Source organism: Erythrobacter sp. KY5, from assembly GCF_003264115.1.
Taxonomy (GTDB): Bacteria; Pseudomonadota; Alphaproteobacteria; order Sphingomonadales; family Sphingomonadaceae; genus Erythrobacter.
In genome coordinates, this window is sequence record NZ_CP021912.1 from 2,424,083 (window position 1) to 2,442,304 (window position 18,222).

An 18,222-nucleotide genomic window follows, 5' to 3' on the forward strand; every position below is an offset into this window, starting at 1 on the left:
CATGAAATCCGGTCAGCTCGATTTCGGGCGGTCCGACGACCCCCGCGTCCAAGCCCAGCTTGACCGGCTCTCGGCGCTGAGCGTCCCGCAGGGGCGGCTCGGCTTGGAGACGATCCGGGCGCTGATGGAGCGGCTCGGCAATCCGCACCGCACGCTGCCGCCCGTATTTCATGTCGCCGGAACAAATGGCAAAGGCTCGGTCTGCGCCTTCCTGCGCGCAATGCTGGAGGCGGATGGCAAGCGGGTGCACGTGACCACCTCGCCGCACCTCGTGCGCTATAACGAGCGCATTCGGCTAGCGGGAAAGCTGATCGAGGATGGCCCGCTGGCGGAGCTTCTTGAGGAAGTCTTGGACATAGGCGAGGATCTCTCGCCCAGCTTCTTCGAAGTCACGATTGCCGCAGCCTTCCTGGCCTTCAGCCGCACACCTGCCGACGCCTGCGTTGTCGAAGTGGGCCTTGGCGGGCGTTTTGATGCGACCAATGTGCTGGAGCCGGAAGCGGTCGCGGCGTGCGGGATCGCGGCGCTGGGGCTGGATCATGAGCGCTTCCTGCTGGCGCCAGAGGAAGGGGTTCCGCTGGAGCCGATGGCACGGATTGCGTTTGAGAAGGCGGGAATTGCGAAGAGGGGCGTGCCGTTGGTGACGTTTGGGAGACGCGAGTATCCGCCCGAAGCTTCGAATGCGATAGCTGACGTTGCCGCCAAATCCGGAGCGCAAGTCCGCTCAATGGGTGACGGCTGGGATTGCTCACCAACCGAGAATGGGATGTATTACCGAGACCACCGAACTGACGGTGCTCCAGAATATCTCTCGCGACCTGACATGCTTGGTGACCATCAGGTTCTAAACGCAGGTCTTGCGATGGCCATGCTCAGGGCGCAGCGGGGTATTGAATTCTCAATGTGTAGCCTTGAAAAGGGAATTGTCTTAGCCAACTGGCCAGCAAGGCTGCAGCTGCTTGCTAGCGGGCCCCTTGTTTCTCTTGGAAACGGTGGGCGCATCTGGCTCGATGGCGGTCACAACCCAAATGCCGGAGAAGCGCTGGCAAGTGCAGTGGCCGACGAGCCATGCTCGCTCCACCTCATCATCGGCATGCTCGACAACAAGGATCCGCGCGCTATCATCGAGCCGCTCGGCGACCGTATCCGCACGCTCCAAGTTGTTCCGGTGCCCGACCACGATTGTCACCACGCAAGCGCCTTCGGTCCAAATGCAGTTCCTCGCGCCGACCTTGAAGAGGCAATGCTCAATCTGCCCAATGACGGGAATCCCGTCCTCATCGCAGGTTCGCTCTACCTCGCGGGCGAGGCGCTCAGGCTCAATGACGAGGTGCCGGACTAACCCGGCTCGACCCGCGGCTTTGCGTTGACTGCCTCGGGCGGGTCATCGACCTCCTGCTCACCTGTCTGCCTGACGCTCTCGACGACGAAGCCCTTGCGCCAGAGCATCCACAACAGTGCCATGCCGGGGATCGCTATGATCACGGTAAAGGTCCAGAAACCGACCCATCCGAGATTCTCAGCCAAGTAACCTGAGGGGGTCGCCAACCATGTGCGCCCGACCGCCGCAAAACTCGACAGCAGTGCAAATTGCGTCGCGGTATATGCGAGGTTCGAAAGGCCCGAGAGGTACGTCACGAAGACGGTCAGCCCGATCCCGCTCGTTAGGTTTTCGGTCCCGACAGCCAGCGCCAGCATGATGTTGTTATCGCCTACGATGGCGAGCAGCACGAACATGAAGTTCGACAGCATCATCAACAGGCCCGAGACGATAAGCGCGCGGCCCATACCGAGCCATGCGATGAACGGACCGCCCAGCGCAGAGCCGACGATCAGCGCGCCGAAACCGACGAACTTGTTGATCGTGATGAATTCGGTGTCGGAGAAACCAAGCTCGACGATCATCGGATTGAGCATACCCTGCCCCATCGCGTCGCCGACCTTGTAGACCAGCACGAACAGCAGGATCAGCACCGCGCCCTTACGGCCCAGGAACTCCTTGAACGGGTTGACGACAGTTTCGATCAGCCAGGTCGAGAACTTCTGACCCGCGGCGCGCGCGCTCGACGGGTCATAGCGCCCCGCCCCCGCCCACAAGGCACCCAGCGCTGCGGGCAGGATAAGGAAGCTCGTGATCCCGTAAGCCATCGCCCAGCCGACGTCGTAACCCTCGGTTGAAGCGAGATAGATCGTGCCTGCGCCTGCCAGCAGGTTGCCGGTGCGATAGCCGAACTGGTTCATCGCGGTGCCGTGCGCCATTTCTTCGTCGGACAGAATTTCGATCCGGTAAGCGTCGATCACGATGTCTTGCGTCGCGGAAAGGAACGCTACGACGATCGCCCAGAAGGCGAAGAGGCCGATGTTGTCGTTCGTCGGATTGCTGCTGCCAAGTTGCCAGAGCGCAAGAACAAGCGCTCCCTGAACGAGGTAGAGCCATGCACGGCGCTGACCCAGCATGTCGGACAGGATCGGAATGCGGGTCTTGTCGATCAACGGCGCCCACAGGAACTTGAGCGTGTAAGGTGTCGTCAGGCCGATGGCGAAACCGATGGTCGACTTCTCGATGCCGACTTTCGAGAGCCAGAAGGTCATCGTTCCCAGCAGGAGCGTCAGCGGAAATCCGGAGGAAATTCCAAGCAGGAACGCCACAAATGGCATTTTTCGGCGATAGGGTGCGAAAGAGGGGACGACGTAAGCGAGGCCGACCATGGCCGCGATGACCCCAAAGAGAATTGCTGTGCTCCAGTCCATTCCGTCGTCGTCGTCCTTTTGCTTCCCAAGAATTTCGTGCAACACTAGCCGCGGAGAAGAGCGATAGGGAAGCCGCGATGAACGCGCCGACAACAGATTTACCCAAGGATTCGTCGAAGATGCAGCCGACGCCGGGTCAATTGGCCCTCGCGCAGGCTGTTGCCGAGGGGGTAACGCGAGAAGGCGAGCCGGGCCAGAAGGTGCCTGCGAGCCGTTACACTGATCCCCAACACTTCGCGCGCGAAAAGTCTGCGCTGTTCGATAGACTGCCGCAAGTGCTGGTTCCCTCTGCGCTGATCCCCGATGAAGGCATGGCCGTCCCCCACGATGCAACCGGACGCCCGTTGCTTGTCACGCGCGACAGCGAAGGGACCGCGCATGTCTTCCTGAATGTGTGCCGACACAGGGGCACTCGCCTGGTCGAGGGACAGGAGGTCCAGTGCGCCAAGCGATTGGTTTGCCCGTATCACGCATGGACCTACAAACTCGACGGCAAGCTCCTCGCCCTGCCCCGGCCCGAGACCTTTCCCGGCCTCGACAAGAGCGAGCATGGCCTGGTCGAACTACCCAGCCTCGAGGCTGGCGGCCTTATCTGGTTCGCTCCCGAGCAAGGTGCGGATTTCGCCGATGCGAAGGCGGTGAGCGCCGATTTCGACGCCTTCGGAATGGGCGATGCCTACCTGTTCCGCCGCAAGACCCATACGGTCAAAGGCAACTGGAAGCTCATCATGGATGCCTTCCTCGAAAGCTACCATGTGACCCGCCTTCACGCGAATACGATCGGTCCGTTCTTCAAGGATGGCGTCACGGCGGGGGACAGCGTCGGTCCGCACATGCGCAGCGCTGTTGGACGGCTGGAGGAAATGGAAGGCGTCGACCTCACCGATATGGAGGCCTTGCGCCGCGTGATCACTTTCGCCTACCAATTGCTGCCGGCGACCGTGATTGTGCCGAGCCCCGATTACGTCAACGTGATGGTGCTCATGCCTCAGCGCCATGACCTGACACTGGTCGAGGACTTCATGCTGATCCCGGAGGAGCCGAAAACCGACAAGGCTCGCGATCACTGGGAGCGTTCTTGGAAACTGCTCGATGGCGGCGTTTTCGCGAGCGAGGACTTTCGTGCGGCAGAGCTCGGACAGCAGGGTCTTGAAAGCGGCGCGATCGAAGAACTGACGCTCGGCACGCTCGAAGGCGGGATCGCGCGTTTCGATGCGATTGTGCAGGAAGCCCTGAACGCCTAAGGGGCGCGGGGTAAAGGAACATAATGCCCACCAACCCCAAACAATCCGAAGACCGTCCCGAGGGCGATCGTATCGCAAAGTTGCTCGCCCGTGCCGGCGTTGCGAGCCGCCGTGAGATTGAGCGCATGATTGCCGATGGTCGCGTCACGCTGCGCGACAAGGTGGTCGAGACGCCTGCTACCTTCCTCACCAGCCTGAGAGGCGTGTCGGTCGATGGGAAACCCGTTGCCGGGCCCGAACCGGCGCAGCTTTTCGCGTTTCACAAGCCGACCGGCCTCATCACGGCAGAGCGCGATCCGGCCGGGCGCGCAACGATCTATTCCGCTCTTCGCAACGCGCTGCCCAAGGACACGCCGCGCCTGATGCCCATCGGCAGGCTCGATCTCAACACCGAGGGGCTTTTGCTGCTGACCAACGATGGCGGTCTGAAACGTCAGATGGAGCTTCCATCATCGGGCATCCCGCGCACCTATCGCGCGCGCGCCTTCGGCGATGTGAGCCAGGAACAGCTCGAGGCCCTGATCGAAGGCGTTGAGATCGACGGTGTGCGCTATGGCTCGATCGACGCCAATCTTGAGCGAGGCGGTGCCAGCGGCAAGAACCAGTGGATCGAGATGACCATCACCGAAGGCAAAAACCGCGAAGTGCGCCGCGTCATCGAATATCTGGGGCTCAAGGTGAACCGCCTGATCCGAACAGCCTATGGCCCCTTCGGTCTGGGTGATCTGCCGCGCGGACAGGCCGTGCGCATTCGCAAGGGCGATCTCGATCGCTTTGTCAGCACATTGAAGAGGCCCGCGAAGTAATGCGCGTAATCGCTGGCGAATGGCGCGGACGCAAGCTTGTCGCGCCCAAGGGCGATGCGACACGCCCCACCGCAGACCGAACGCGAGAGACGCTTTTCTCGATGCTTACCAGCCGCCTTGGCAGCTTTGAAGACCTGCGCATCGCCGACCTTTTTGCAGGATCGGGAGCGCTTGGGCTGGAAGGTCTATCGAGGGGCGCGGCACATTGTCTGTTCGTCGAGCAGGATCGCGATGCCCTGAGCTCGATCCGCGCCAACATCGCAGCGCTCGGATGCCGCGACAGAACGCAAGTCGAGGCGGGATCGGTCATGGGCCTGCGCGCGGCGCAAGAGCCCTATGACCTGATCCTCGCCGATCCGCCCTACCGCACCGAAGCAGGCGAAGTCGCGTTCGACCGACTGCTTCGTCTGGGTTGGATCGGGGAAGCGACCTGGATCGCGCTCGAAACGGCGTTTAACGAAGAGCCGGAGGTCAAAGGCCTCTCGGTGGAGGTAAGTCGCAAGGTCGGCAAGGCGCGGCTTACCCTGATGCGGGCATCGCAAACGGCGCATTGAACCGGGGCAAGGCGATCCCGGCGTTTTTCTCCCCAGATCCTCAAAAAGAAGGCAGACCCGCGTCCTCAACGGCGCGGGTCTGCCAGTGGGCCTGGATCGGGCAGTTTAGCCTTCGCTTGGTCCAGGATCTGCAAAGGCGTTTTCGATCTGGGTCCACGCTGCCTCTCGTTCCGGGCCGGTCATCGCGGTGATGGCGATCTTGTCGCTGTCCTCCAGTCGCCAGAACATCGTCTGCCGCTCGGGTGTGAGCGTCCAGTAATAGCCTTGTGTTTCTGGAGGCCAGGCGTCGTATTCGGCCTGCTTTTCAGCGGGCCATCCGTCGTAATCGGCCTTTGCCTCGGGTGCCATCGGGTCCGGCGTTGCAGGTGGCGCGAGTTCTTCGACGTCCTGCGCCGAACCGGGGGCTGAGGCAACGACGCCAAATGTAACGGCGGCAACAGCGCCAAGGAAAAGATGGGATTTGCGCATGAGTGGTCTCCTGATGATCGAACACAGTTGCGCGACGAACCCTTCTGCGACCCGGACGAGTGCTCCCCTTCGATCCGGATGAACCTTGTGTGGCACGACCTCGGGCGTTCGCGAAGCCTGCGGGAACGCCCATATCGCTGCGCGCGCACGGGTAAGCGAAACCTGTGGCGCAAACAGGCTGAGGTGATAACGGGCTGTGTCCTGCGGGCATGAAAAAAGGCGGCTGGAAGCGCCGCCTTTCTTCAAATTCGCTTTTTACCGAAGCTCTTACTTCGAGCTTGCCGGCTTGCCGGGCCAGTAATCGAGCGGGCGATTGCCCCAGTTGAGACCAGCGGCGCGCGGGTTGATGCAGCCATCCTGATCGTCGTTCATGCACACGTCGTAAACCTTACCGTCGATACGCACCTGCGTCGCCTTTCCGGCTTCGTTGCGCTCTACAACGACCGGCGATTCGGCCTTAGTCGAGCCGTCATTCGTGGTGGTCTGGTCGTTCTGCGCAATAACCGGAGCCACCGCGAAAAGGGTAGCGGCCGAAATTGAGGTGATCGTGGCTGAGATAAGGTTCTTCATCGTGCGTAATCCTTTGTTGTTTCCCGTCTTCCCTTGTCAGTTCCCGTGTTGCCCATTCCAATGCAGGGGATGACCTGATGGTTCCGAAAAAGATGGGATAGGCGTTAAGCGCGCTTGCCGAGCGGGCATTCGTTCCCTACCTGTTCGCATAACGCCTCGAAAAAGATGTCATGAGCTCTAACCTTCCCATCACCCCGGACGACAGTGTCCCCGACGGGCCTGTCCCGCCCTATGCGGCGCGGCTGAACCAGCCACAGCGTGAGGCTGTTCTGACGACCGAAGGGCCTGTGCTCATGCTCGCGGGTGCCGGCACGGGAAAGACAGCGGCGCTGACCTCGCGGCTGGCTCATCTGGTGGCAACGCGCCGTGCGTGGCCGAGCCAGATCCTGTGCGTGACCTTCACCAACAAAGCCGCTCGCGAAATGCGCGAGCGCGTGGCCGGGCATCTGGGTCCGGGCGCGGAAGGCATCCCGTGGCTCGGCACGTTCCATTCCATTTGCGCAAAAATGCTGCGTCGCCATGCCGAGCTTGTCGGGCTGGAGCAGAATTACACGATCATCGACACCGACGATCAGTTGCGGCTTTTGAAGCAGTTGATCAATGACAACGACGTCGATGAAAAGCGCTGGCCTGCGCGCCAGCTTGCCGGGCTGATTGATCGCTGGAAGAACCGCGGGCTCAATCCCGAAGACCTCGATCCGGCCGAGTGTGAGGCTTACGTCAACGGGCGGGGAGCGGAGTTTTATCGGCTTTATCAGGATCGCCTGAAGGCACTGAACGCCTGCGACTTCGGCGACCTGATGCTCCACATGCTGAACATTTTCCGCAAGCACACCGATGTGCTCGCCGATTATCAGCAGCGCTTTAAATACATCCTCGTCGACGAATATCAGGACACCAATGCGGTCCAGTATCTGTGGCTCAGGCTCCTTGCGCAAAGCCACAAGAACATCTGTGTCGTCGGTGACGATGACCAGTCGATCTATTCCTGGCGCGGGGCCGAGGTCGCGAACATTTTGCGATTTGAAAAGGACTTTCCCGGCGCGCATGTCGTGCGGCTGGAGCAGAATTACCGCTCGACCCCGCATATCCTTGGCGCAGCGTCGGGCCTGATCCGCGCCAATTCGCAGCGCCATGAAAAGACGCTGTGGACCGAGGTGAACGGCGGCGACAAGGTGCGCGTGATCGGCGTGTGGGACGCTCCCGAAGAAGCGCGACGGGTGAGCGAGGAAATCGAACGACTGGAACGCGAAGGCGCGCCCTTGAACCAGGTCGCCATCCTCGTGCGCGCGCAGTACCAGACCCGCGAATTCGAAGACCGCTTCATCCAGACCGGCATCAATTATCGCATCATCGGCGGTTTCCGTTTCTACGAGCGCGCCGAAATACGTGATGCGCTCGCTTATCTGCGGGTGATTGCGCAGCCTCAGGATGACCTCGCCTTCGAACGCATCTACAACCAGCCGAAACGCGGGCTTGGTGCGAAGACGCTGGAAAAGATGCACCAACATGCCCGCCGCGTGGGCATGCCACTCGCCGCGGCCTCGCTCGAACTTGCTGACAGCGACGAACTGCCCAAGCGCGCGGCGAACACGATCGGCTCGCTGATGCGCTCTTTTCTCGTCTGGCGCGAGGCGTCCGAGCAGATGACGCCTTCGGACCTTCTTCGCCTTGTGCTGGATGAAAGCGGCTACAACGATATGCTCGCCGCCGACCGCTCCGCAGAAAGCGCCGGACGTGCGGAAAACCTCTCCGAACTTGCTCGCGCGATGGAGGAGTATGAAACGCTCGGCGACTTCCTCGAACATGTCAGCCTCGTCATGGACAATGATCGCGGCGATGAGGAAGACACCGTCACGATCATGACGATCCACGCGGCCAAGGGCCTCGAATTCGACAACGTGTTCTGCGTTGGTTGGGAAGAAGGCGTCTTCCCCTCGCAGCGCGCGATTGACGAAGGCGGTCTTGCCAGTCTCGAAGAAGAGCGCCGCCTTGCTTACGTCGCGATCACCCGTGCACGGCGGCGTTGCATGATCCTTCACGCGGCCAACCGGCGCATTTATGGGCAGTGGACCAGCTCGATCCCCTCGCGCTTCATCGAGGAACTGCCCGAAGAACATATCGAGCAGGAGACTACCATGACCGGCGGAGCTTCGCTGTGGCGCGCCAACTGGTCGGAGAACGAAGACCCCTTCGCGCACGTCGCACGCGACAGGCCGGATCGCGCTCAGGCCCGCGGCCCCGGATGGCAGCGAGCGGTCGCGACAGGCTATGAGACGCGGCAACAGCGTGTCGCCGAACCGGGCCGTTCAGCGGCAAGCTTCGCTGCAAAGCCACGCTCCGACATCGCTATCGGCGCGATGGTCGAGCACAAGAAATTCGGGACCGGCTGCGTGATTGATCAGGAGGGCAACAAGCTGACGATCAATTTCGAGGAAGCTGGCGAAAAGCGCGTGATCGACAGTTTCGTGACGGTGGTGGGCTAAGTCGAAGCCGTGCTTCGGCAGCCAGCGATCACACCAGCTCCGCTATCGCCATCCAGATCGCTGCAAAGAATGACGCGCCACCCAATGTCCCGAACGCGTGCCAGACAGGGTAGCGGAAACGCATGATCTTGTTGCGATAGAACAGCGTCCCGATCGTGTAGAAGACACCCCCGGCGGCGATTGCGGCTGTCGAATATCCGGGTAGCGCATTCCAGAAGCTCGGCAAGGCGATCAGCGCGGTCCAGCCCAGTGCCAGATACGAGATCAGCGACCAGCGCGAATCGCCATTGTCCGCCATCAGCTTGAAGATCACACCGACTGCCGCCGCCACCCAGATGATCGCCAGAACGGCGTGTGCCATCACAGACCCTGCAATGATCAAAAGCGGGCTGAACGTCGCTGCGATCACGACATAGATCGCCGCATGATCCAAGCGCCGGAATGCCGCGCGCCATTCGTGCCTTGGGTGAAGGTGGTAGGCGAAGGAAATGAGTATCGAGAACAGCCCCGCCAGAACGTAGACAATGGCCGCGCTCGTCAGCCACATGTCACCCGCCACCGTGCTCATACGGATGAGGAAGGCTGCGGCAACTGCGAACCCGGCAAGGCTCACACCGTGGACGAGCCCATCGGCAAAGCGCTCTTGTGCGGTTTTGCTCGGATACATCGAATGCCGCGCGCCAGGTCCGGACCAGTAGTCGAGCAGCTCAGGCCGCCGAACTGTCTTTTGTCGCCGCGTTCTCAATCGCTTTCTTGATATCCTGCACGAAGCGCGAATTGCGCACGCCGAACAGAAACAGGTTCTGGATCGCGTTACCCTTCCAGCGGCACGGACGCTTGATCTGGATGAGGAGGATGTAGCGATCCTCGTCCGTCTCGTTCCATACCTCGTGATTGAACATGTCGTCGAAAACGAAGCTTTCGCCATCGCGCCAGTTGAGGACATGCGTGGTTTCGCCTTCCTCAAGGTGCATGCGGCACTTTTCCGTCTCCGCAGGTGACTTCAATGCGAGGTGATAGGTCAGCATCCCCTTGGTCATGCCCCAATGACGAGGGATATGACCGCCTGCTTCGAGAACCGAGAAGTTGGCCGTGACCAGCCCCGGCACCTCGTCGAGCAGCTTCGACGTGATCGGCGCACGCACGGCGTTCGGTTCCATCGTGTAGCCGTAACCTTTGAGGAAGAATGCGCGCCAGCGTGGATCCTTGCCGATCCGGCCATGGTCGAACGAAATCTCACCCAGCGAAGGGATGTCCTGCGCGCGAATGCGCACCGCCTCGTCACGGATATCTTCCCAGCGCGATTCGAGCTTCTCGATCCACGGCCAGAACGATTTGTCCTGAATCGCCGCATCAGGAATCTTCGAATTTTCCATGATGATCGCGTCGATCTTGGGGCGCAGTTCCTTGCCGATCTGGAACAGCGACTTGCCCACGAACGGGATTTTCCATCCACGCGCGTTGAGGGTGTCTTGCCAGGCCAAGGGTATTCTCCAAAAGGTATATCAAACGGGGTTGCGGAGCCTTTAGGCGATCGGCTCGATTGGCGAAAGGGGCCGGATTTGTCACTGCCCGAAGGCGGGCATGTCCGCAGTTCTCAGTCTGATTGCCACGCCGCGCGCGTGACGCAGCAGGAAGGCTATCTCAGGTCGCGCCTACGTCGAGGAAGCCGGGCTTGGGCCCGTTCCATTCGCCCGCAGGGACCGGATCGTCGCTCTCATCATCGCGGCGGCGGGAGCGGCTTTTGCGCTCGGGCTTTTCCTCGCTGCGCTCGCGGCGCGGTTTGCGAGGCGCTTCGCCTTCGTCATCACGCTTGCGACTGCGCGAACGGCTTTTCTTCTCGGCGGGCTTTTCGTCCTTCGCCTCGTCTGCGTCGCTGGTGCTCTTGGCCGAACCATCTGCCAGCTCGACGCGAACGTCTTCCTTGCCGAAAACCTTGATCTTGGCGCCAGTCAGCTTCTCGACGTTGGAGATCGCTTCGGCGTCTTCATCCGCGACCAGCGTGAACGCGCGGCCCTTTGCCCCGGCGCGGCCTGTGCGACCGATGCGGTGGACATAATCGTCAGGGTGCCATGGCGTATCGAAATTGAACACATGGCTGACACCCTTGATGTCGAGCCCGCGCGCTGCGACGTCCGACGCGACAAGGATGTTCACATCGCCGGACTTGAACCGGTCAAGCTCCTTGAGGCGCGAGCTTTGATCCATGTCGCCATGGATTTCGCCGCTGGCAAAGCCGCGGCGCTGCAAATGCTTGTTAAGCTCTCGAACAGTGGTCTTGCGGTTCGCAAAGATGATCGCCGTTTCGACCTGGTCGTTCGCCAGCAGCCATTCGAGCGTATCGCGTTTCTGGCGCGCCTTAACCGGCACCTTGAACGCAGTGATGTCTTTATTCGTGGTAGCTGCGCGCGTCGTCTCGATACGCTTGGGATTGCTCAGGAATTTCTTCGCCAGCTTCTCGATCGGCGCAGGCATGGTTGCCGAGAAAAGCATGGTCTGGCGCGTTTCGGGCAGCTTGTCGCAGATGAATTCGATGTCCGGGATGAAGCCCATGTCGAGCATCCGGTCTGCCTCGTCGATGACGAGCAATTCGCAACCGTTGAGCAGGATCTTGCCCCGCTCGAACAGGTCCATCAGGCGACCCGGCGTCGCGATAAGGACATCGACGCCTTCGTCGAGTGTCTTGAGCTGATCGCCCATCTGCACGCCGCCGATCAGCAGCGCCATCTTGAGATCGTGGTTCGCGCCGTACTTCTCGAAATTCTCGGCAACCTGCGCAGCAAGTTCGCGCGTCGGTTCAAGGATGAGCGAGCGCGGCATCAGCGCGCGCCTGCGGCCAGCGGCCATCACATCGATCATCGGAAGCACGAAGCTGGCGGTTTTCCCCGTCCCGGTTTGCGCGATGCCGATGATGTCTTTCATCATCAACACGGCGGGGATTGCTTCGGCCTGAATCGCGGTCGGCTCTGTATAGCCGGCGTCCTCGACGGCTTTTAGCAATTCAGGAGATAGGCCGAGATCGGCAAAAGTCATGCGGTTCAAAATGTCCGGATAGCGGGCAGCCAGGCTGCCGGATTGATTGCTGCACTGAAGGTTCACCTTCAACAGCGCCGCTGCGATTGGCGAAAAAGGCCACAAAAGTCAAGAAAAGGGGCAGGTTGTCGCGCGTATTGGCACGAGGCGGACCATTATCGCTGCCCGGCGGCTATTCCTGGACGACAACCAATTGCCGCATCGCCTCGACTTCGCACTTGGCTCCGCTGCGCGATTGCAACTCGTCGCGCTCGACACAAAGCTGTCCGTCCTCGCTCCGCTCGATGTAGAAACCGGCGTAGAAATCGCGCGCACGGCAGGCGCGTTCCAGATTGACGCTGAAGATGCGGTTGTCGCGCAAGAACAGGAGCAAGCGATTGCCAGTCCCCGTCTGCACCCCCGAAATGCCCGCCATCGGCACGCAGCGTTCGGTATCGCGTTCTTCGTAGGCGAGGCTCATCCCGCGCTGAGGCAGACGCGCCAACAAGCTGTTACGGGGACCTTCACGGCGCGGCGTGATGCGGATGGTCACTCGCCTGTCGATCCTGACCTGCCGTGCGACCTGCCCGCCATAAAACGCATCGAGCGGCGATACAGCGGCGTTTGCAGGCGAGTACGGGGCCTCGGGCTTCTCTTCAAAATCGGGAGCCGCCGACTGAGCGATTGCATCACCTTCCCGATCAATCGCCCCGCTTTCAGCCTGCAACAACCCCTGCCCCAAAATGGGCAATATCAGCGCAAATGGCGCTGCAATTGCGAGCATGCTCGGCATGGGTTTTCGGGAGTTCCTCCAATATTCGAGGGCCGCTTGATCCTTGTCGTCGGCCTCTGACGCGATCCGAATGTGGCACTAGCATGAGCGATTGAACGCTGGCTTAACTAAGCATACGGCGCAGTGTAAGGCACTGGTACAATCGCAGCCGAGTGTGGCATAGTCGCCACAATGACGACAGTGACACAGACAAAAGAAACCTTTTTAACCGAAGCGGCTGAATTGCTCGGGCCCAAGGGGCTGACACGGGTCGCTGAAGATATTGAGCCTTGGGAGACCGACTGGCGCGGACGATACACCGGCAGCGCGCTGGCGCTTGCCTCTCCGGCTTCCACCGCTGAGGTATCAGCGCTCGTCAAACTATGCGCCAGCCACGGTGTTCCCATCGTGCCGCAAGGCGGGAACAGCGGGATGGCTGGCGGGGCCACCCCCGACAAGAGCGGCGCGTCCATCCTGCTGTCACTGAGGCGTATGAACAAGATCCGCTCCATCGACGCGGGAGCAGGCCACGCGGTCTGTGATGCTGGGGTCATCCTGCAAACCTTCCACGAGGCGGCAGAGGCAGAGGGCCTGCGGTTCCCCCTGACATTGGGTGGCAAGGGTTCGGCGACAATCGGCGGACTCATTTCGACCAATGCCGGCGGTACGCAGGTGCTGCGCCACGGCACGATGCGCGCGCAGGTGCTCGGGATCGAGGCTGTCCTTGCAGATGGCAGCATCCTCGATGCGCTGACCGTGCTCAAGAAGGACAATCGCGGCTTCGATCTCAAGCAATTGCTGATCGGATCGGAAGGGACGCTGGGTATCGTGACCGGTGCGACCTTGCGTTTGCTCCCCGCCCCGCAAGCGCGCGCGACCGCGTGGGTCGGCCTGTCCTCGATCACCGATGCGCGTACCCTGCTAAGGCGGGTTGATCGGGCGCTTGGCGACACGCTTGAAGGCTTTGAAGTGGTTCCGGCCCACTGCCTCGACAGCGTGCTGGCTCACCTCCCAGACGCGCGCTCACCATTGCAGCACCGTCATGCGTGGAACGCGCTGGTCGAATGCGTCGCGCTCGACGGCGATGATTTCGCGCTTCGGGAAAGGCTTGAACAGGCGCTAGCGGATGCAGCCGAAGCTGAGCTTTTGGACGATGCCGTAATCGCTTCGAATGAGAGGCAGGCAGAGGATTTCTGGACCCTTCGCGATTCGATCTCGGCGGCGGAGCGCGCACTTGGCCCAGCGATGCAGCACGATATCTCGGTCCCTGTTGAGCGAATGCCGGAGTTTATCCTCGCCGCATCGCCCGCAATCGAAGCGGCCCATCCGGGCGCATCGGCGATTGCATTCGGGCATCTGGGCGATGGCAATGTGCACTTTCACGTCCTTGCCCCCAAGGGCGCAGAGCCCGGCGTGTGGGAAGAAACGCAGGGCAAGGAGGTAAGCGCGCAAGTCTATGATCTTGTTACGCAATGGGGCGGTTCGATCAGCGCCGAGCACGGCATCGGTCAGATGAAAGTGGGCGAACTTGGCAGGCTTGGCGATCCGGTCGCGCTGGCGATGATGCGCAGCGTCAAACAGGCATTGGACCCGCAAAACCTGCTTAATCCGGGCAAACTCATCCCGCCCAGGAGTAATTGAGCCCCTCGCGCTTGCGCCTGTCCACGTGAACGCCTAAAGCGCCGCAATCGCGGCCTTGTGGGAGGGGCCACTTTTCCGCTTTTAGCCGCGAACAGATTTCCAATAGCTTCTCGGAGAGTATTTCATGGCGACCGCGCCGCAGCCGCAACTTCCGCTGTTTTACAAAGACCTGCTTCCACTCAACAGCCGCGATCACGGCGACTGGAAAGTCAGCCCGTTCAAGGATGCATCGTTCCTGGCGAACACGCACGCGATCCCGCTGACCGTCGACGAATTCGTCGATGCGCAGCGCCACTTCCCGATCGTGTTCACCGCCGGCGAAAACCCGCTGCCGATCGCGCTCATGGGCCTCAATGACGGCGTCAACACCTATATCGGCGAAGATGGCAAGCTCGAAGGCGGCGTTTACGTGCCCGCTTATGTGCGTCGCTATCCCTTCATGCTCGCCAAGCTCAACAAGGACAGCGATGACATGTCGCTGTGCTTCGACCCGCAGTCGGGCGTTGTCGGCGCAAGCGACGAAGGCCAGGCGCTGTTCCAGCCGGGCGAAGGCGACGAACCGCGCAAGCCCACCGAATACACCGACGGCGTTCTCGAATTCTGCCGCCGTTTCGAACAGTCGGGCCAGCGCACCCGCGCTTTCCTCGAAGAGCTCAAGAAGCTCGACGTGCTGATGGAAGGCCGGATCGATATCACCCGCAACGATATGCCTAACAAGCCGTTCGTGTACACCGGTTTCCAGATGGTGAACGAAGAGAAGCTGCGTGAGCTCGACAAGGACGTGCTCGACGGTCTCAACAAGAACGGCATGCTGATGCTGATGCACGCGCACCTGTTCTCGATGAACCTGATGCGCACCCTGTTCGAACGTCAGAGCGCGCAGGGCAAGGTGCCGATGCCTGAAGGCGGCACACCTGCCGTTCCTGCCGGCGGCACCATGTAATCACGATGAGGCTTCGGGCGTCTTGTGGCGCTCGCGGTATCACCAAATGCGATCTTTTTTGGGGGCTCCACGTCTTGAACGCGGGGCCCCCAATTCTTATTTTAAACCTACGGACGGTACCCCCTCATTAGCCGTCCGGGATACGCCCTTTCGAGGGCGTTTTCCTCCCTGAACCTGGCCGCCTCGTGTACCCCCCCTTACAAGCACGAGGCGGTCTTTTTCTTCAGGTTCTACAGGAGGTTGAGAGGCAAACCTACTCCGCCGCCTGAGCTGCCTGACCGCCCGCACCAAGGCCAGCTGTCTCCGCTCCCAACTCGCGCACCAATCCCGCAATCATGTTCGCAAGCGGCTTCACCGCCGCCGTCGTCTGCGACATCGTCGCATCGAGATAGGTAGAGCGGCAAAGCTCAATCTGAATTCCGTGAATGCCGCGCGCAGGCGCCGCGTGGCGGTCCAGCACGTAGCCTCCCGAATAAGGGCGATTATGCGCAGCAGCGCACCCATGGCGATCAAGATAGCTCAGCGCACGAGCCGCCAGCGTGTGGTGGCACGAGGCGCCGAACCGATCGCCCAGTACGATTTGAGGCGCGCGCTCTTCCCCGCTCGGTCTGCGAAGGGGCGGCATCGAATGCAGGTCGATGAGCAGCGCCGCCCCCCAGGCATCGCGAATACGCTCAAGCTCCTTGCCGAGAAATTCGTGATAGGGGCGATGGATGCGATCAATCCGCCGCGCAAGCTCGCGTGCGGGAAGACGCTCCCGCCAGATCTCGCCGAAGCCGGGAAGTCGGCGCGGGACCAGACCCAGCCCGCTTCGCGCGCGAGAATTCGGCATTGCCCGACCGCGCCGGTGCGAACGCGACGAGGAACGCATTTCCTCAGGCGCGCCGACAATCATCTCCCAGTCGATATCGTCGGCTGAACGGTTGAGGTCCAGCATCGCTCGCGGCGCCTGCGCGACCAGAAGCCCGGTACCCGTGGCCTTCGCGACCTCGACACCAACAGCGTCAACATACCGATCTTCAAGGCGCAGCTGGCTCAGCCCTGCATCGCGCATCGTCGCAAGCACATCGCCGGGATAGACCCGGCCCGCATGTGGAACCGCGATCAGGACCGGCAAGGGCATCGCCCGCGGACGTACATGGACGTAAGCCGCGTTAGTCGCGTCGCTTTCCGAACCATCCGGGCCGTTGGCCCCCTCTGGCACAGGCGCAATCGCTCCACCGCTGGTGGTGGTGGTGCGACCGCTTGACCCAGCCGAAACAGGGCGCGACGGGGTCTTTTGGGAAAACGGCGTCATCGGGCTTGGGTGCTGCCCAATTTGGACAATTGAGTCAAAGTCTCGTTTGCCTGGGCGCGCACCCGAAGCGCGTGACTTGCACGTTAAGCCTGTGTGGTAACCCCATAAGGTCACCCGTCTCAAATGAGGGCACGCGGCAATCGCGCCAAGGACTTCTTAAGCGAAATGGGGTAGAGGGCCTCGCCATGACATCGAATCTTGCTCCACGAATCCTCCTTGCTGAAGACGAAGAGGCCATGCGCACCTATCTTGAGCGCGCCCTCACCAAGGCCGGTTATGAGGTCACCAGCGTCGATCGTGGTACCGAGGCACTGCCATTGCTCGAAGACGGAGAGTTCGACCTCCTTCTTTCCGACATCGTGATGCCTGAAATGGATGGCATCGAGCTCGCCCAACGTTGCGCCGAAGTTAGCCCGCGCACCAAGGTGATGTTCATTACCGGCTTTGCCGCCGTTTCCCTGCGCGCGAGCCGCGAACAGCCGCATGCGAAGGTTCTTTCAAAGCCGTTCCACCTGCGCGACCTCGTTCTGGAGGTTGAGCGCGTGTTTGAAGAGCAGGCGCAGGCCCAAGTCTGACATTATTTGCATGAGCGCTGCGCGAATCGCTTGCACTGGCGACGCGCTCTCGCTAATGCGCCGCTTCCCGCACCGGCTTCGGCCGGATCGGGGTCAAGATGATGGTTCGGGCGTATAGCTCAGTGGTAGAGCACTGTGTTGACATCGCAGGGGTCGGAAGTTCAACTCTTCCTACGCCCACCATCTTCCTCTTCTGATCCGAAAACCTTCCAAATGCCAAGTTTCTTGGCACTTTTTGCGCTCTTGTGAATTGGCAAGGGCATGAGCAACATACTTCTATTCGGATCGACCGGCGACACCGGTACCCCCCTCCTTGAACAAGCATTGGACGCAGGCCACACAGTACGCGGCGCTGAACGCGACTGGCCGCGCGGTTTCATCGAGCATGAGCGTTTCGAGAAACGCGAAGCCGATCTGCTGGATGGCGACCTCGCGCATCTGATGGACGGCATCGACGTCGTCATTTCCGCTGTCGGCTTGGGCCGCGATCCGCAGACGTTGATCAACCCTCCCCCCCTTTACACCGAAGGCGCGGTCAACATGGTGGAGGCCATGCGCAAGACCGGCAAGAAGCGCCTTGTCGTCATCTCCGCAGCCTTTGCCGATCCGAAAGCCACCGTGCCGCTCTGGTTCAAAGGCGCGACGGCTGCGCTTGATCGCATATTCCGCCAGATGGGCGAGATGGAGCGCGTCCTGCGGGTGTGCGACGATATCGACTGGACGGCAGTGCGACCCGGATGGCTGCTCAACCGCAAGCTCACGGGCGACTTCGAGGTTTCGTTGGATGACATGCCCCGGAATACACTGCGCACCAGGCGCCCCGACCTTGCGCAATTCATGCTCGAATGCGCGCTTGAGGACAAACACGTCCGTGAGCGTCCCTTCATCGCGCGCAAGGAAGATGTGAAGCTTGAGACACCGCCAGCCCTCATCGAGGAACTCTGGCCGTTCTGAGCCGGCGCGCTGTTGATGCGCGCCACCCAACTCCCGTTTCCGCTTTTGCATGTCGATTGCAACAAGTCGGGTCGCATTAGACCTTCGACACCTTGCGCCCTGCGCAGCCTCTGCTAGAGCGCTCGCAAGGGATCACATCAGACATCCTA

At 61.1% G+C, this 18,222-nt stretch carries 17 protein-coding genes and 1 tRNA gene; 10 read left to right on the forward strand and 8 right to left on the reverse strand.

Annotated features, from left to right (window positions below; genetic code table 11):
• Window position 1: 1 nt before the first annotated feature.
• Complete coding sequence (locus CD351_RS11520) at window positions 2-1,342, forward strand: folylpolyglutamate synthase/dihydrofolate synthase family protein (protein WP_111992775.1); 1,341 nt, start codon at window positions 2-4, stop codon at window positions 1,340-1,342.
• Here the strand turns inward: CD351_RS11520 and CD351_RS11525 are convergent.
• The gene (locus tag CD351_RS11525; protein ID WP_111993731.1) at window positions 1,339-2,751 is read right to left on the reverse strand and encodes an MFS transporter; all 1,413 of its coding nucleotides are present in this window, start codon (window positions 2,749-2,751) and stop codon (window positions 1,339-1,341) included. The genes CD351_RS11520 and CD351_RS11525 overlap by 4 nt on opposite strands.
• A gap of 77 nt (window positions 2,752-2,828) precedes the next feature.
• On the opposite strand from CD351_RS11525, the gene CD351_RS11530 reads away from it, so the two are divergent.
• From CD351_RS11530 to rsmD, 3 genes are read left to right on the forward strand one after another with little or no spacing between them, the layout of a single operon-like run.
• On the forward strand, window positions 2,829-3,995 hold the full coding sequence (locus tag CD351_RS11530; protein WP_111992776.1) for an aromatic ring-hydroxylating dioxygenase subunit alpha: 1,167 nt from the start codon (window positions 2,829-2,831) through the stop codon (window positions 3,993-3,995).
• Window positions 3,996-4,018: 23 nt separating this feature from the next.
• Window positions 4,019-4,801 (forward strand): pseudouridine synthase, encoded by a 783-nt coding sequence (locus CD351_RS11535; protein WP_111992777.1) that lies wholly within the window; start codon window positions 4,019-4,021, stop codon window positions 4,799-4,801.
• Window positions 4,801-5,355, forward strand: a complete 555-nt coding sequence (gene rsmD / locus CD351_RS11540) for a 16S rRNA (guanine(966)-N(2))-methyltransferase RsmD (RefSeq protein WP_111992778.1) — start codon at window positions 4,801-4,803, stop codon at window positions 5,353-5,355. Before CD351_RS11535 ends, rsmD begins: the two co-directional genes overlap by 1 nt.
• A 105-nt stretch (window positions 5,356-5,460) precedes the next feature.
• Here the strand turns inward: rsmD and CD351_RS15745 are convergent, their stop codons facing one another.
• On the reverse strand, window positions 5,461-5,823 hold the full coding sequence (locus CD351_RS15745; RefSeq protein WP_162627705.1) for a hypothetical protein: 363 nt from the start codon (window positions 5,821-5,823) through the stop codon (window positions 5,461-5,463).
• Between the two features lie 267 nt (window positions 5,824-6,090).
• Window positions 6,091-6,393 carry a hypothetical protein gene (locus CD351_RS11550; RefSeq protein WP_111992780.1) on the reverse strand — a complete coding sequence of 101 codons (303 nt, stop codon included), beginning with the start codon at window positions 6,391-6,393 and terminating at the stop codon, window positions 6,091-6,093.
• A gap of 170 nt (window positions 6,394-6,563) precedes the next feature.
• On the opposite strand from CD351_RS11550, the gene CD351_RS11555 reads away from it, so the two are divergent.
• Window positions 6,564-8,879 carry an ATP-dependent helicase gene (locus CD351_RS11555; protein WP_111992781.1) on the forward strand — a complete coding sequence of 772 codons (2,316 nt, stop codon included), beginning with the start codon at window positions 6,564-6,566 and terminating at the stop codon, window positions 8,877-8,879.
• Between the two features lie 28 nt (window positions 8,880-8,907).
• On the opposite strand, the gene CD351_RS11560 is transcribed toward CD351_RS11555, so the two are convergent.
• The 4 genes from CD351_RS11560 to CD351_RS11575 all read right to left on the reverse strand — a co-directional run bounded on the left by CD351_RS11560 (window position 8,908) and on the right by CD351_RS11575 (window position 12,684).
• Window positions 8,908-9,546 (reverse strand): hemolysin III family protein, encoded by a 639-nt coding sequence (locus CD351_RS11560; protein ID WP_111992782.1) that lies wholly within the window; start codon window positions 9,544-9,546, stop codon window positions 8,908-8,910.
• A 40-nt stretch (window positions 9,547-9,586) separates the two neighbouring features.
• Window positions 9,587-10,363, reverse strand: a complete 777-nt coding sequence (locus CD351_RS11565; protein WP_111992783.1) for an aspartyl/asparaginyl beta-hydroxylase domain-containing protein — start codon at window positions 10,361-10,363, stop codon at window positions 9,587-9,589.
• A gap of 160 nt (window positions 10,364-10,523) precedes the next feature.
• A complete protein-coding gene (locus CD351_RS11570; protein ID WP_111993732.1) occupies window positions 10,524-11,912 on the reverse strand; it encodes a DEAD/DEAH box helicase in 1,389 nt (462 codons plus the stop codon).
• A gap of 172 nt (window positions 11,913-12,084) precedes the next feature.
• The gene (locus CD351_RS11575) at window positions 12,085-12,684 is read right to left on the reverse strand and encodes a hypothetical protein (protein WP_111992784.1); all 600 of its coding nucleotides are present in this window, start codon (window positions 12,682-12,684) and stop codon (window positions 12,085-12,087) included.
• Window positions 12,685-12,855: 171 nt separating this feature from the next.
• On the opposite strand from CD351_RS11575, the gene CD351_RS11580 reads away from it, so the two are divergent.
• Entirely contained in the window at window positions 12,856-14,304 is a 1,449-nt protein-coding gene (locus tag CD351_RS11580) for an FAD-binding oxidoreductase (RefSeq protein ID WP_111992785.1), read from the forward strand.
• A 124-nt stretch (window positions 14,305-14,428) separates the two neighbouring features.
• Window positions 14,429-15,247: a SapC family protein gene (locus CD351_RS11585; protein ID WP_111992786.1), complete on the forward strand. Its 819-nt coding sequence runs from the start codon at window positions 14,429-14,431 to the stop codon at window positions 15,245-15,247.
• A gap of 253 nt (window positions 15,248-15,500) precedes the next feature.
• On the opposite strand, the gene CD351_RS11590 is transcribed toward CD351_RS11585, so the two are convergent.
• Window positions 15,501-16,544 carry an N-formylglutamate amidohydrolase gene (locus CD351_RS11590; protein ID WP_111992787.1) on the reverse strand — a complete coding sequence of 348 codons (1,044 nt, stop codon included), beginning with the start codon at window positions 16,542-16,544 and terminating at the stop codon, window positions 15,501-15,503.
• Window positions 16,545-16,729: 185 nt separating this feature from the next.
• On the opposite strand from CD351_RS11590, the gene cpdR reads away from it, so the two are divergent.
• From cpdR to CD351_RS11605, 3 genes are all read left to right on the forward strand, one after another.
• Complete coding sequence (gene cpdR / locus CD351_RS11595; protein WP_111992788.1) at window positions 16,730-17,119, forward strand: cell cycle two-component system response regulator CpdR; 390 nt, start codon at window positions 16,730-16,732, stop codon at window positions 17,117-17,119.
• A 108-nt stretch (window positions 17,120-17,227) separates the two neighbouring features.
• A tRNA-Val gene (locus CD351_RS11600) sits at window positions 17,228-17,302 on the forward strand.
• 78 nt (window positions 17,303-17,380) lie between these two features.
• A complete protein-coding gene (locus tag CD351_RS11605) occupies window positions 17,381-18,073 on the forward strand; it encodes an SDR family oxidoreductase (protein WP_111992789.1) in 693 nt (230 codons plus the stop codon).
• Window positions 18,074-18,222 lie beyond the last annotated feature (149 nt).